Origin of the sequence: Arthrobacter sp. KN11-1C (genome assembly GCF_052180225.1) — a bacterium.
GTDB lineage: Bacteria > Actinomycetota > Actinomycetes > Actinomycetales > Micrococcaceae > Arthrobacter.
Genome location: NZ_CP197467.1, coordinates 954,099 through 968,274 on the forward strand (window position 1 = coordinate 954,099; position 14,176 = coordinate 968,274).

The following is a 14,176-nucleotide window of genomic DNA, read 5'->3' on the forward strand; positions in this document are numbered from 1 at the left end:
GGCCGCGGCGAAGCCAGCTGTTCTTCCACCGAAATCTGGGTACTTCGATAGTTTTCGCGTCTCTTGTCACTCTGGCCAACACCTTTTTTGGAATGGTGCTCGGCCTCGACAAGGTCACGTTCGCCACGGTCTCAGGTGCCCTGACTGCCTTTGCGGCGTTGAGCTTTGGCGGATGCGTCACTTCCGCCACGGTCGCCATAGCACTCCCTAGCGACCGTCTTTTGGCCACTATGTCTCTCAATAGCTTGGGAAAAGCCAACCCGGACATAAGAGTTATCAAGTCCGATTCGGGACTCGTGGCTGTGGATCGGGAAGGACAGAAGCCGGACAAGGCATTGTTCGACTCGACCTTCAGATCTCACTACGTTGAGCTCATCTTTACGTTCGTCTACAGTGCCTACGTGCAGTTGATGTTGGCTGTCATTAGCGTGGTTGTTCTTTTATTACAGGGACCTCAGGCGCTGGCACAGCAGGGTTGCAACTTCGGGAGCCGAGTCTCGCTCTTCATTCTTGTCGCCGCGTTCATCTACTCTGTGCTGCAGCTAATTGCGTCACTTGAGGCGCTGGTTAGCATAGGAAAGATCAGGGATAAGTACTCACGAAGCGATCTCCTCGAACCGTAGACGGCCCGGGTAATCGGCGAGCAACAAATTAACTTGGCGCCTTCGCCAAGTAGCGATACAAGGTCGCCACCGAAATGCCCACAGCGTCCGCGACTTCCTTGGGGCTCAAAACACCTGCCGCGTGTAGTTCCTTGACGCGCTTGACCTTAGGGCTGTCCAGCAACTGCGGGCGACCTCCCTTCCGGCCTCGTGCGCGTGCCGCTGCAAGCCCTATGTTTGTGCGTTCGCGGAGCAGGTCGCGCTCATACTCTGCGAACGCCCCATAGATGCCGAGCATGAGCTTTGCTTGGGCTTTGTTACCGTCCGTGCTGAGCATGGGATTATCCAGCACGCGGACACCGACGCCACCCTCAGCCAACTCCTGGAACAACTGGACGAGATTCCCGAGGGACCGCCCCAAACGGTCCAGCCTCGCCACTACCAAGATGTCCCCCTCCCTGAGCGACTCTAGACACCGATCAAAGCCGGGGCGGCTGGCCTTGGCCCCGCTTACGCCTTGGTCCTGGAACAGGTGCCTGGGGTCGTCCTTCACGCCTGCGGCGGTCAACGCGTCGCGCTGTCCGTCTGTATTTTGATCAGCTGTGCTAACTCTCATGTAACCAACTAGTGCCACAGCCTGGCCCTTTCGCATTTACTCAATAATTCCGGGTGTTTTGAGAAGTAGATTATGCGACGGATTGTGAGAATGCAAGTTCTCTTTCTGGACATGAATCAGCCACCGATTTCTGGCGGGTCGCTCTCACGCTCAAATTACGATCGTTTATGAGAACCGATTGGGCGGTCTGGATGACGAGGCACTGGCAAAAGTGAAGCCTGGATAGGAAGGCAACGGAAGGTCGTGACGTAGTTTCGGACCGTCCGAACTTCGCCGCGTCGGATATAACTTGGCCCGATCGGGTTTGTCATGACATTGCGTGCCAGATCCTCAGGTGCGTGTTGTGGCGAAGACCGAACCGACTGGACGTTGATGAGCGGGTGTTACGGTTTGCTCACTATGCGAAGGCGTCTAGGCGGAACAAACAACTCGTCAGGGTGGTCTCCTCAAACTTGGGTCAAATGGCTTTCACGACCCGGCAACCCAGTGCAGGATGATGACACCGTCCGACACTCGGCCGGCCGTAATAAGGGTTCGAGCATCCCCAGACGGCATATTCGTGAGAGTTGTCGTGGAAATCGCCGAGGGAAGCGGTGCTTGCGTGACAAAAGAACCCCCTGCGCAAGTCAACGAGAAATCTTGGAAATGCGGTATTGGAGCCCCTCCGGTTCCTTGCGGCCTCTCAGTCACGCATGCGACACTGCCACGATTCTTAGCGCCCTCGGCGGAGTAAAATATGTCGTTTACGGTCACCGTCGGTTTGTTCGGCTCAGTGATGACAAACCCGGCCGTGAAGGCAATCTGGCTAGGATCGTCCTGCTCCCAGGTTAGTGTGACCGCCACATGCTGCCCGGCATGCAGGAAAGCGTAGAGGCCTGGCACCGGTTGTTCACTTACGGACGGGTCTCCTTGAATGAACGCCAGCCATTGCGGTGAACCATTGGCGCAAGCCCCGATCACTCCGGCCTTTGTTGCAGGTGCCCACATGGCACCTTCCATTCCCGTCCATACATCGAGTTGCTGGCGCTGCGGCCCGCAGGCCATCCTTGGTATGTCGAAGCTCATCTTGCTTTGGTCGACATTGAATCCCCTTGCAGCAGTCGGAGCGCCGGTCACCCCAGCATTTCTCGACGCCACCATAGCGCCGTAGACAAAGTCTGCGGCTTGTGCGGTATATCCACTTTCGGATCGATAATGGAGATGCGGACAAGTTACTTGAGTCGCTTGATCATTGGGGCCGTGGCATTGGAGAAGATCTGTTATGGACTCAATCGTATTTGAACCCATGTTGCAGATTGGGTCTTGGAAGAGACAGTAGCTGCGCGTTTTGCTCGCTACGTCGGGAGACGGTTGGGGGCGGACTCCGAGGGCTCCTCGCCCTGAAGTGCGTTGCGAGAATGTTCCGACGTCGATCGAAGCCCGCTGGTTGAACAGCGGATCTCCAAATAAGGTGATAGCCACGATGCGTCGCCTGTACTGAGGCGCGAGAGCATTGTAGGCGTCCATGACTACCTCCGCTCCTTGCGAGTATCCGGCGAGGATGACCGGGGCCGTGCAAGTCGTGCGAAGAAAGTAGGACGCAAGGGTCAGGTTGAGTTTGTTCACGCCGTCTGATTCGCTGGCGTTGTAAAGCGTAGGCTGGAACGCCGCAGAGAACGGATTGTTAGAGGCAATAACGCTTGGGACCGATGCCGCTAAGTATTGGACTCCCGAATGAATCAAGGTGTGTCCGCTTGAGGAAAAGGATGCACTCAGCTTGTCGAACACGTCCGTGGCAACTTGCCCCATGTTGTCCGTGCCCGAGGTCGGTTGGCTACCTTGCTTGGGCGGGTCGAGTTCCCCGCTCCCCGCAACTCCAATAAAGTTCGCGTCCCCGCAGCCGGCACTTCCTGGGACCGTGGCAGCACCGGCAGCCGGAGCCCCAATGCCAGAGAATGTTAGTGCCGATGCAATCGCTAGTGCTTCGACCCAACTCCCCTTCCGACGTCCGCTTCGACTCCTGAAAATGGGCATAGTTTTACTTTCGTTCAGGAGACCGTCGTGGTTCGTACCCCAATGTTTGAATCCCGACACGGGATGATCCGCTGGCCAGTCAGCGGGAGCGAAAAGCAATGTGTTTGGTCTACGCCTCTTTTTTGCGCATGTCAATCAGGAAAACATTGGCGGAGTGGCTCGCCTTGGGTGTTGACTGGGACAGGCCTGCTGATGATTCATATTCTCAAATAGGGGCTTTGGAAATCCTCGACCGGACCCATGGCTTGAGTGCGTCGCTTTTGCGCGTCTACTACTAGCCGCCTGGGGGGGCCACCCCAAGGCCCGATATCCGAGCCCCGGTAGTGGATAGCGCCTTCGATCGCGAACGGGTGAGAAAGTTTTTGCCTGGGCAAACTTGGGATGTCCACGTTTTTCTTCGCTCTCGGCGAGGTAAATCGAGTCGCCCGACGGGCCTTAGCTTAGAGCGCAGTCAACGGCTTCATCCTGCTGCAGCAAGTTCCGCCACGTGTTACTCAATTGGCGTAGCCGTAAAGATCTATCGGATTCAGGTCACCCGCATAGAGGATAAGACTCTATGGCAGGATCGGAACCACTCCTGTAACGTCCCTCCCAACCGAACGAATCAGTTGGAACTTCAAAGTGATGGGGGGCTCGCATATGTCGGAGTCAGACGTGTGGGTGGAGACAGTTCAGTTGGCTGGAAGTCCGACAAGCCCGATGGGAGGACGACAACTCGCTGAGCTCATCAAGAATCGCCAAGATGACATCAATAATGCAGTTGAGAGCGTCTCGTCGATGATTCGAGCGTCGTTGGATCGCGTCAAAGGGGACGACGAATGGACCTTGGACCAATTTGAGGCGAACGTGGGCGTTAGCTTGACTGGGGAGGCTGGTGCGCTAATTGCGAAGGCTTCGAGCAGCGGAACCGTTGGCATAAAGCTCACATATAAGCGAACGCCCATGTCAAAATAGTGGTGGCGTCGTGAAGAGAACTCTTACCGTCGAGACGGAAAACGGGGAACTCCTCGGATCAGGGTTCCTGCTCGAGCATGGCTTGGTGTTGACCGCCGCCCATTGTCTAAAAGGGCTTGCGGAGTTGACCGTGCGCGTACTGATCTATACACAGGACGGCGTGCCCATGAAATTCAAAGGCCGAGCTCGGCTAGATCACGAGCTCGACGTGGCGACGATCGAGATACAAGCCCCCACATTGCTCCTTAAGCTCTACGTGCTGGAGCGCATATTTGAAGTACCACGGAACGTTCCGTGGAGATGCGAGAACATGAACCCCAACTTCTCGGGTCTCTTCGGAGAGATACTAGATCCAAAGAAAGTCAGACAGCTTCACCTCGACAAGCCTCTGGAGTCTTTAGAACTTTCCATAAAGGAGCCGGACGTCTACACCTTCAGGCATTACTCCGGTGGCGCCGTGGAAGTTGCTCAGAAGGATCCGTCGCGTGCTTGGGCTGTGGCCGGCATGATGCTTGCAGAGTTGAAAGAGTGTCCGGACGGTGACAGAGCGTCCAACCTCGTATACGCGTCAACACTATATACGATCTCTCGCTCCCATCTTCTTACGGATACAGTCTTGGAAGTCTTGGGACTTTCCGAGGATGGCGAACCGGAGATTCGCGAGCCGGTTATGGACGTTCTTCGACGAATGGACGAAACGGAAGTCATTCTCCGAAGGTTAAAAACTTTTCTAGGCGACGAACTTATAACTCCTGAGAAGCATCGGGAGTGGGCGGAGCTTGCGATGCAACCCGTCTCCTCAGCCCTCAAAGTGCTGGGTTCGAATGAAACTAACTGATTTGCTCACGCAGATTCTTTCAGCGACGAGTTCGGCAGAGAGGGCCTCATGTGCCCGCGTGGCGGAGCGCCTCGTAGACGCCGACTTTGACAGTGATGTGCTCGGGGAACTGTCATACCGTTTGTTCACCGCTTTCGCCGCCAGTAAGGAGCACCAAGCGGCTGACCATATGTTGGCAATGAGCAGGCTTTCAGCAGCAAAACGAGGCAACCGATGGCTCGCCTGCACTCTCGGTAATCTTCGCGGGATCTACAGCTGGAGGATGGGCAATCTATCACTTGCGATTTCGCATTTTGAAGCCGCACAGGGAGATCTCCCCAGAGACGTTGAAGGGCCCCTTGCGAGAGCCGTCCATCAAAACCTGCAAATTGCTCGTTCCGCGGCCGCGCATTCAACGCCGTTTGTTCCCGGGCTCCCCAGTCCTGGAGCGCATGAGTATGATCCCCTGATCGATGCGAGAGCGGCGCTAGCCTCCGCGGCGACAAGCCTGAACTCCGGTGACTACAACCAGGTGCAGGTAGACCTGGAGGCGGCCCGGGCGAGGCTCAGGGGGAGGTCTTCCGACCTCGAACAACTAAGGTCACCGTACATTGAAGATGTCATGTGTCTCGCCTCTATCCAGCTTCTGCTGCATGTAGCGCGCGGAGAAACAGCAGAATCGGCCAGGGTACTTCGGTCGCTGGAGGTCATCAGGTTCAAACTCTCTGCGGAGCAGTTTGCCGACCCCTACACGCTCTGTTTGTCTTACATCGCCGAATCGTCTTCGTATTTTTCCATCGCAAGGACGATGACAGTCACGTATCTCAAGAACGCAGTAGACCTTCTAGAAGCGGCCTGGGTCTCATCCGTCGAGCACCTTTCATTCGATCACTTCCTGACTGCAGCGGCGCTGGTCAACTGCGCTGAAGGCCGCTTGGAATTAGGTATCGCCCTCGCCAGGGACAGCGCAGGCTCCTCGGCGGCGCTCGGCCGGCAATTAATTCGGTCGGCCGAAGCGATTTTGGATGATTTTCTGACCCGGACGAGGGCGCACCAAAGTGCCCGGACGGCCGTTCACTCACGGGCAGAACGTCTAGGCCTTGACGCTGCGCACGCAAGGCAGCTGTACGTGGAAGCCGCCGCCCCAGAGCGAGTTTTAACCTCGGCGGGGACAACCTCCCAATTATTTCGCGGTTCAGGCTGGCCTGTTGCCACAGCCTTCGACGAAGAGACTTTAGCCGACGTGGCTGAGTATGCAAGGCGCCCCGGAGTCCCCGCGGTGGCAGTCAACGACGTCGGGGACTTTTATGACTTCCTCACGCTGGTCGACACAATTTCCGAGTACTTCAAGGCCGGCGACATAATACGTGGCACAATTGTCAAGGTCGATCGCCATGGCGTCTTAGTGGACGTGGGTGGAAAGTCAGACGCATTCATTAGTTGCCAAGAATTTTCAAATCTACGCCGGCGCAAGTGGGGCCGTTCCGTTGCCGTCGGTGACGAAGTAGAGATCGTGGTCCTAACCGCCGAAGACGAACATGGCACACTGATTGCCTCCAAAAAACGAGCGGATGCCGATCGTGCCTGGGCGTGGCTTGCTAAGACCAATGAAGAGGGTGGCGCCGTTTCAGGCAAGGTGATTGAAGTCGTCGCCGGAGGACTCATCGTAGACCTTGGGGCTCGCGCTCTTTTGCCAGCATCTCTCATCGAAATGCAGCGCGTACATGATCTTCATTCCTATCTCGGCAAGGAAATCGAGGCTGAGATTATCGAGCTGGACAGAAAGCATAACCGTCTGGTGCTTTCGCGCCGAGCACTCCTTGAGCGCACGCGAGTGCAATCCCGTGCAACTCTCATCGACCGCCTGTGTCGGGGCGAATTACGTCAAGGGGTCGTTTCCTCCATCGTCAGTTTCGGTGCATTCGTGGACCTTGGCGGCGTAGACGGTCTGGTTCACGTTTCCGAGCTGTCCTGGAGGCACATCGACCACCCGTCCGAGGTTGTCGAAGTTGGCCAGGAAGTCACCGTCGAGGTTCTCGAAGTGGATCTGGACCGCGAGCGCGTGTCCCTGTCCCTCAAGGCCACTCAGGAAGACCCGTGGCGGACTTTCGTCCGCACCCACGCCGTCGGCCAGGTTGTTCCGGGTAAGGTCACCAAACTGGTTCCGTTCGGTGCGTTCGTTCGCGTCCAAGACGGCATCGAAGGCCTTGTTCACATCTCCGAGCTGGCAGTCCGCCACGTTGAGCTTGCTGAGCAGGTCGTCTCCGTTGACGACGAGCTCCTCGTCGAGGTCATCGACATCGACCTCGAGCGCCGCCGCATCTCGCTCTCCCTCAAGCAGGCTAACGAGGCCGTTGACGCCGACAGCACCGAGTTCGACCCGGCTCTGTACGGCATGGCCGCCGAGCGTGACGAAGAGGGCAACTACAAGTACCCCGAGGGCTTCGACCCCGAGTCGAACGAATGGCTCGAGGGCTACGAGACGCAGCGCGCCGCTTGGGAGCGGCAGTACGCTGACGCCCAGGCACGTTGGGAAGCTCACAAGAAGCAGGTGTCCCAGCACGCTGCTGACGACGCCAATGCCGGCGAGGGCGAGAGCGACTCCGGCACCACCAGTTACTCCTCCGAGCCGGCTGCCACCGAGTCCAGCGCGGGCACCCTGGCATCCAATGAAGCTTTAATACAATTGCGAAAGAAGCTGGCTGGGGAATAGGCGACCAGTGGCTGACCTAGGGCCACTCAGGTAATGCACCGACACTGTTCAGTCAGGAATAGATAAGAGCTGAGCAATTGTGACTCCTAGGTGCCCTGCAAGCGAAGGGCTGGCCCGGAGACTAGCTTCGCGCATCGTCCATTGGACGCCGACCACCGCGGTAGTGAACGCTCTTCGCACCCGAACTGGGCTGAATCATGAGCTGGTCGATGGTTACGTTTAGGACTTCGGCTATGTCCCATAGCCGTTCGTAGGCGACGCTCTTTCGACCCCATTCAATGCCGATGATCATGTTTCGGCTGAGTCCCGACTCCAAGGCCAGTGCCTCCTGCGACAGGTCCTGGGCAAGGCGGATCTCCCTGATCCTTGCGCCCACACTCTGCCTGCGCGCAGCCCACCGGAGCGTCTGCTCTTCGGAGGACTGGGCGGGGCGGGTGGGCATGAATCAATGCCAACTAATAATGTCGCTGTTGTCTGCTCTACTAGTGATACATTCGCAGTCCGAACTAGACGGGAGCCTCGACATGTGGTTGATGGACGGATACTCCGACGGGCCAGAAGCCATAGCGCTGAGCGACCCCGGAAGTAGCCGGACGGCGCTTGCTGGGGCGCAGGTCACCGCTTCTCACGACACCGAACGGAACGACGGTGGCCGGACGAGGGCGACTTGCGACGGGCCGGGCCGGAATGGGGCCGAATCTTGCGGGAACCCTACGGAAACCAAATCGTCCCAGCTATGTAGATCGCACCGCTTGCAAGAAAAGAACCATCGTGAATTGAAGCCCCTTAGGACGAGGACGTCAAAGTCCACCTGCGTCGGACCGGGACAAGACGGTGATGGCGAACCGTGTGGGCGGCAGGTATATAGCCGGCCGGTCAGTCAGGCGGAGGGGATTTGCAAGACCCATTACGACCAGCGAAAGCGCGGCGGGCCACTGCGCCCAATTGAGAGACGTCTGGCCCCTGTATCGATCACCACTTGCAGCGGCCCTGGCCAAGATGGAACAGGGCGGTGCGGGCGCTTGGCCGAGGCGCGCGATACGCTGCTTTGCTCCCCGCACGACAGGCAATTCAAGCGAAACAACGGCGTCTTGAAGCCCGTCCGGCGTATCAACACGCCGGGTGGTCCCTGCGAAGGTCCGGGTGCCGAAGGTTCCCTCTGTGGTCGTCCCATCGAGAATAAGACGTACCGCTTGTGCGGTGGACACTACGTTCAAAAGAACCGTGGCGGTGAGCTCGTGCCGCTGAGAGTTCTGAGGAAGAGAGGCGAAATCAGGCGTTGTAGCTTCACGGGCTGTCGTTACAACGATGCTCCTGATGGGCATGGAATGTGCCGCCATCACTGGAGGCAGCAACAGACCGGTCAGGAACTTAGCCCACTCCCCGGGGTGCCGCATCGGGGGATCGCCGTGCTCGACAGAGATTCGGAGGGAAACAAGTTCTGTAAACCCTGCGAACGCTGGTTGCCGATCGAAGAGTTCACCAAATGCTCAGCCGCCAGGGACGGCATGAACTATCTGTGCAAGCGTTGCAACGCTTCCAAGAGGATGAAGGCGAAGTACGGCATCGACCTTGATCATTATGAAATTCTCTTTGTCGCCCAGCAGGGTCATTGCGCCATCTGTCCTGAACCTCCGGGCAAGGGGCGTCGGTTGGCCGTTGACCACAACCACGAGTGTTGCCCGGGAACGGTTTCCTGCGGTCGATGCATTCGCGGATTGCTATGCCCGAACTGCAACAGGGGGCTCGGTCTGTTTAAGGAGAAATCCGCGATTGTGAAGAGGGCCGCTGCATATTTAGTCGTCAACGCCCTCACCGGGCCCGCCGTCGCGTGACCGGAGGTAGTTCCCGCAGGTTTGCCTGCACCCCGGTCCAGACCACAAGCGTTTGAGGCGCCATCAAGTAGGGGCACCCATCGGTGAAGGGGTGCCCCTACATGGTGACGGCCTCAGCCGGTAGGGGGACCGCAGGGCTCCGCGCCACTGTGCGGTCCCTCGAGTGGGCCGGGTTGAAGGCAACCGCATTCATCGCAGTGTAGTTAGCAGCTCAGTTTTGGTTACACTTTGGGTCCGTTGGCGGTCACCGCCCCGTTGCCGGTTGGCGTTGTCAGCAGATCGGCTTCAGAGCCTTTAGGGTGCCCCTTTAAGCGGTTTGTTCGCTGCCAAAAGGACATCGGGTTCACGACAGACGAACCGTTATGTGGATATTCCGCCCGACGGCGTCCCGAAGGTGCCTCGCTAGGCCCGAAGGGCCGTCAACATGGTCGAGAGGGAAGCCCCGCGCCTAGGCGAGTTTGAGCGCCACTCACCATGCTCGTTGACGGGAAAGGTAAGGACCACAGGCAAACAGGCGAAGCAGGGTGGATTCACCTTTGCGAATCCTTGCTGGTGTCCCCACGCAGCTTGTGCCGCGCAGCGCGGGCACAGGCCAAGCAAAATGTAGTGCCGTTTGGTTGCGTCCCAAGTAAGGGCCTGCCGATTCGTCTCAGGTCTTCCTTCGCTCTTGCGTCCGAGGTAAGTGTAGGCGGTGGGTGGACTAACCGGGGGGAGGAGTCCAACGGACTCCCTCTGGACCGCCTTTGTGGGGGTCGGTTTGGCGCCATTTTGGTTGTTGGAAGTCGGTAAGCGGTTGATCATGATGATTCCTTGGTGGTGGTTCCGGTGGAACCAGTTCGGTTGGTTTTGGATGCCTGGGTCAGAAGCCCAGGCATAGGTTGTCAGTGAGCATTCCTTTGCCAAGGCCATAACAGAAAGCAGATGGTCCACTGTCGGGTCGAAGCTCCAGCGGAGACCCGCGACGGCTGAGGCCTTCGCGGATTTGGCCGCAGCCCCTGAGGGCGGAGGCCAGGGTTCTTCCGCCGAAGCTACAGAACCTTCACACAGGAAAAGTTCGACACGAACTAGTGGGGTTGAGTGGATGCGTCAGCATTCACGTAATAGGGGGTGAGGGCGTGAGACCGTGAGACCGTGAGTCGAGAAGTTTCCGCAGCCACCCTTGACGGGAGAGGCTGTTTTGCCACGTCGTCGATTCGCCCCCAAACTGTGCAGCCAGCTTGCGGCTGGCTTCGGCGTTCGAAAGCCCTTGGCAGTTTTCCTCGTACCACGAGGCTTGTTCGGCCCGGGCGTCGAGCGTCTTCTTGCTGCCTTCGCGTCGTTTTCTTGCCCTCGCCTCCGAGGACACCAGCTCGGATAACGAGAAGTCACTGACGTGGGATCCGACATCTAGCTTTAGAACTTCGCCGGCCGCCCCATTGCCACTCGTCGTCACAACGCAGCGGTCGTCACCTCGTCTTTCAACATGAAGCAGCCACCGAGCCTTGGCAGCAATCACTGTGGAGCCGAGAGGCTTCTTGGACGAAAACCCGTTCGGCCCAGTGGCCGTGCTTGCATGGGCGAGTACCACAATGGCGGCGTCTCCAGATCCGGTCCGGATAGCAGAGAACATGTTGGCCACGTCAGCTTGGGAGTTGAAGTCTCCGGCCATGTCGGACAGGTGATCAAAGATCACGAGATCGTTGACCCCCGGGCGCAACTGTTCGCTGAGCTCCCGGCAGAATTGATGGTCGAGACGTACCGCGGGCACAAAGCGGTAGCGTTCCCCAGCAAGCTGCGTCGTCACCCCGGCCGCCAAGAGCCGGTCGCGATACTCATCTAACGCTCCCGCATCGGTGCCGACGACGATGACGCGCCCCACATGGTTCACTTCACGGCCGAGAAACTGGCCGCCTGTGAGGATCGAGGCAATCAGTGCCGTAACGAGTGCACTTTTGCCTGATTTGGGTTTTCCGCTGACCAAGGTGATCGATGTCGAAATAAGCCCCTCAACGACCCAGGTGGGCCTTGCCATGGTCAGTGACTCGGCCAGGGTGTATGTGAGGAATTGCCTGTTCGATGGCTCAGTTAGGGCGATCATGCGGCTTGGTCCATGAATTCAAACAGGTTTGATTCCTCCTCAGGGAGGTACAGTCTCCACCCTCGGCTTTGGTTGTACTTGTTGCCTTGGTATCGGCCGAGGTATCCCGCTGCCTGCAGCTCCTTGATTTGATTACGAACCGCCAGATCCCCAGAGGACTTCCCCAGTGCGCGATTGACGCGCTGCCAGTTAGTCAAAGCCACTTGTCCGCAGACCCCAGCGGAGACCAAAATCTCCGCGACGGCCTTCGCATTGCCGCTAAGGGAGCCGTCATTGCGGACGCGGGCGATCCATTGAATGCGATACGGGTTCACTACCGCACCTCCATCTGACGCATGTAGTTCTCGACGTCGGAAAGCTTGTATATCGCTTTGTTTCCCACTCGCATTCTCTTGGGGCCGTCATGCAGATGAGTTGCGAGGAACTTTTCACTGACCGCCATGTAGGCCGCCGTTTGCTTCCTGTCGAGGTAGGTACTGCCAGTCAGCTGTCGAGCAGACGCGGCCGTAGCCTTCGACGGGTGGGGCGGGTTCGGTGTTGTGGTCACTAGTCTCCTTGGAATCTATTCAGCTTGGCAGGCTGGTTATGCTGCCGATGACAAGCTAGTCTAGTTAGGTTGGCAGGTCAACTCGATCAAACATAGTTCAACTGGTAGGCGGATTATGTTAGTATCGACGGCATGAGAGACACCGAAGAGTTCCAATTGCCCGAGGGAATCGTCCTCCTCTCCGGCCCCAACAACTTCTCAGATCTGGGTTTGAGAGGCGTCGAAATTATCTACCGTATGCATGGTTTGGAGCTGAAGATCGGTTGGACAGTAAGCCCTCCCGACTATTTCAAGGCGCCCGACCGACTGAGCATCTCCTCCGAACAGCCGCTGGTTGACTACATGGAGAGTGACGCGGATCGGATGTCGGCCCATGAACTGGAGATGTTTGGGGGAATTACGACCCAGTTTCTTCGGGAGATCCCAATGGCCCACGCTCGTCACTTGCTGCGGCCGGCGTACGAGGCCCTCTCAGTGGGTCTCGTTCGAGAAGACATGCTTCCGATGCCCAGTCGTATCGAATCGGACGAAGACTACGTCCATGTGGCTTGTGCTTATGTGGACCTCGTCACCGGACCTTCCGCGGAGCCGATTCGATGGCTGTCGGAGTGGACTGGCGTCAAGGGAGCGACATGGTCGGCCAGGCTTCAGAGGGCAAGAGCGAGGGGGATATTGGTCGGAAGGGGGCGTAGCGCCAGCATTTCTCCTCAGTTCAAGGCGCTCGAACAGGGTCTGAGGGCGCGACTTTGGGAGCGCCGACGCTCCTGAAGGTAAGCGCTGGGTTAGCCGGGCGAGGACAAATAGGAAAGAGGAGGATTCATAGGCCATGGGGGTCAAAAAACTTGAAAACGGGAAATATCAAGTCGATTACCGGATCGACGGAAAGCGCATATTCAAGCGATTCAGCACGCTACGGGCGGCTAAGGAGTACTTTCAGGGGGTCGAGGCCGCCAAAGCGGGAGGCACCCTGATAGACACCCGCAAGAGCGGGAAGATGAGATTCCACGACCTGTATCAAGAGTGGATTCAGCGTATTGAGACCTCCGGTGCCGGAGGTGCTCGGCCAGCATCCCCTGTGACTGTGGCCGGATACCGCCGGATATACACGACTCACATCCAGCCCCATTTCGAGAATCGTCCGTTGGCCCAGATCACACTTCCGGTTGTGAATGAGTGGCTGAAGACGTTCCGCAGCGACGACTCACGCCGTCGCTCCTACCGGCAGCTCGGGCGCATGCTTCAGCATGCGGTCGATCGAGGCTACATTGCCACCAATATCGCTAGGAACCCGACTGTCAACAACATTCCAACCCCGGAGCCGGTAAGGGAAGGAAGCGCATTGACTGCGGGGCAGCTCCGAATGCTGGCAGGGGAGTGTGCCCGTGGTGGCCGCTATGACGGCAAGTCTCACGAATCCTATGGTTTGCTCATCTTGTTCGCTGGCACTACGGGCCTCCGTTGGTCGGAAATTGCCGGGCTTCGTACTGCCTCGTTGACCCTGGGAGCTCGGTCTGAGGTCAGGGTTCAGTCCACATTGGTGCCTGTTGATGGACGGCAACAACTTCGTGAAACGACCAAGGGCCGCAGGCCGCGAACCGTCCCTATCCCGCAGACCGTCGCTTCTGTTCTTGCCAATCACATAGAAGGGGCATCCGACGGAGCGCTCGTTTTTACGTCGCCGTCCGGGCGGGAGCTCCGGGCCTCGAATTTCGCCCGCAGGGTGTTTCATCCCGCCATCGAGCGTTGCCAAGCAGCCGACTCGACTTTCCCTCGCATCGTATTCCACGATCTTCGACGAACCGCTGTCAGCTTGGCGATCAGCGGGAATGCCAACGTGAAGGTCGTGCAGCAAATCGCAGGCCACAAGTCGGCAGTGACTACGATGGACGTCTACGCCCACTACTACGAGGATGATCTCCATTCTTCCGCCCAGGCAGTCGATCGTATGCTCAGCGCAGGTTGAGACCTACGGGCGAGCGCCGCAGTGCGATGGAATCGGATC

Annotated in this window: 13 protein-coding genes; 7 read left to right on the forward strand and 6 right to left on the reverse strand. The window is 58.0% G+C overall.

The features are described 5' to 3' along the window. Positions 1 to 92: 92 nt before the first annotated feature. Positions 93 to 623, forward strand: a complete 531-nt coding sequence (locus tag ACSBOX_RS04485; protein WP_442544991.1) for a hypothetical protein — start codon at positions 93 to 95, stop codon at positions 621 to 623. A 28-nt stretch (positions 624 to 651) separates the two neighbouring features. Here ACSBOX_RS04485 and ACSBOX_RS04490 read toward each other — a convergent pair whose 3' ends face one another. Beyond that, the gene (locus ACSBOX_RS04490; protein ID WP_442544992.1) at positions 652 to 1,218 is read right to left on the reverse strand and encodes a recombinase family protein; all 567 of its coding nucleotides are present in this window, start codon (positions 1,216 to 1,218) and stop codon (positions 652 to 654) included. Positions 1,219 to 1,686: 468 nt separating this feature from the next. Further along, positions 1,687 to 2,985, reverse strand: coding sequence for a cutinase family protein (locus ACSBOX_RS04495; RefSeq protein ID WP_442544993.1), 1,299 nt, complete (start codon positions 2,983 to 2,985; stop codon positions 1,687 to 1,689). Positions 2,986 to 4,008: 1,023 nt separating this feature from the next. On the opposite strand from ACSBOX_RS04495, the gene ACSBOX_RS04500 reads away from it, so the two are divergent. The 3 genes from ACSBOX_RS04500 to rpsA all read left to right on the forward strand — a co-directional run bounded on the left by ACSBOX_RS04500 (position 4,009) and on the right by rpsA (position 7,715). Next, positions 4,009 to 4,185 (forward strand): CU044_2847 family protein, encoded by a 177-nt coding sequence (locus tag ACSBOX_RS04500; RefSeq protein ID WP_442545959.1) that lies wholly within the window; start codon positions 4,009 to 4,011, stop codon positions 4,183 to 4,185. Positions 4,186 to 4,195: 10 nt separating this feature from the next. Further along, the gene (locus tag ACSBOX_RS04505) at positions 4,196 to 5,023 is read left to right on the forward strand and encodes a hypothetical protein (RefSeq protein WP_442544994.1); all 828 of its coding nucleotides are present in this window, start codon (positions 4,196 to 4,198) and stop codon (positions 5,021 to 5,023) included. A 1,222-nt stretch (positions 5,024 to 6,245) separates the two neighbouring features. After that, entirely contained in the window at positions 6,246 to 7,715 is a 1,470-nt protein-coding gene (gene rpsA / locus ACSBOX_RS04510; RefSeq protein WP_442545960.1) for a 30S ribosomal protein S1, read from the forward strand. A gap of 121 nt (positions 7,716 to 7,836) precedes the next feature. On the opposite strand, the gene ACSBOX_RS04515 is transcribed toward rpsA, so the two are convergent. Next, positions 7,837 to 8,157: a helix-turn-helix domain-containing protein gene (locus tag ACSBOX_RS04515; protein ID WP_442544995.1), complete on the reverse strand. Its 321-nt coding sequence runs from the start codon at positions 8,155 to 8,157 to the stop codon at positions 7,837 to 7,839. 967 nt (positions 8,158 to 9,124) lie between these two features. Here ACSBOX_RS04515 and ACSBOX_RS04520 point away from each other — a divergent pair. Continuing rightward, positions 9,125 to 9,550, forward strand: a complete 426-nt coding sequence (locus ACSBOX_RS04520; RefSeq protein ID WP_442544996.1) for an endonuclease VII domain-containing protein — start codon at positions 9,125 to 9,127, stop codon at positions 9,548 to 9,550. Between the two features lie 1,093 nt (positions 9,551 to 10,643). On the opposite strand, the gene ACSBOX_RS04525 is transcribed toward ACSBOX_RS04520, so the two are convergent. Genes ACSBOX_RS04525 through ACSBOX_RS04535 form a run of 3 tightly spaced genes read right to left on the reverse strand, consistent with a single transcriptional unit; the run spans position 10,644 to position 12,174 of the window. Continuing rightward, positions 10,644 to 11,627, reverse strand: a complete 984-nt coding sequence (locus tag ACSBOX_RS04525; protein WP_442544997.1) for an AAA family ATPase — start codon at positions 11,625 to 11,627, stop codon at positions 10,644 to 10,646. Beyond that, on the reverse strand, positions 11,624 to 11,941 hold the full coding sequence (locus ACSBOX_RS04530) for a hypothetical protein (RefSeq protein ID WP_442544998.1): 318 nt from the start codon (positions 11,939 to 11,941) through the stop codon (positions 11,624 to 11,626). Before ACSBOX_RS04530 ends, ACSBOX_RS04525 begins: the two co-directional genes overlap by 4 nt. After that, a complete protein-coding gene (locus tag ACSBOX_RS04535; RefSeq protein ID WP_442544999.1) occupies positions 11,941 to 12,174 on the reverse strand; it encodes a hypothetical protein in 234 nt (77 codons plus the stop codon). The genes ACSBOX_RS04530 and ACSBOX_RS04535 overlap by 1 nt, the downstream gene beginning before the upstream one ends. Positions 12,175 to 12,306: 132 nt before the next feature. Between ACSBOX_RS04535 and ACSBOX_RS04540 the strand changes: the two genes are divergently transcribed. Together ACSBOX_RS04540 and ACSBOX_RS04545 are read left to right on the forward strand one after the other, a co-directional pair. Next, entirely contained in the window at positions 12,307 to 12,942 is a 636-nt protein-coding gene (locus ACSBOX_RS04540) for a hypothetical protein (protein WP_442545000.1), read from the forward strand. Positions 12,943 to 13,000: 58 nt separating this feature from the next. Continuing rightward, positions 13,001 to 14,137, forward strand: coding sequence for a tyrosine-type recombinase/integrase (locus ACSBOX_RS04545; RefSeq protein ID WP_442545001.1), 1,137 nt, complete (start codon positions 13,001 to 13,003; stop codon positions 14,135 to 14,137). Positions 14,138 to 14,176 lie beyond the last annotated feature (39 nt).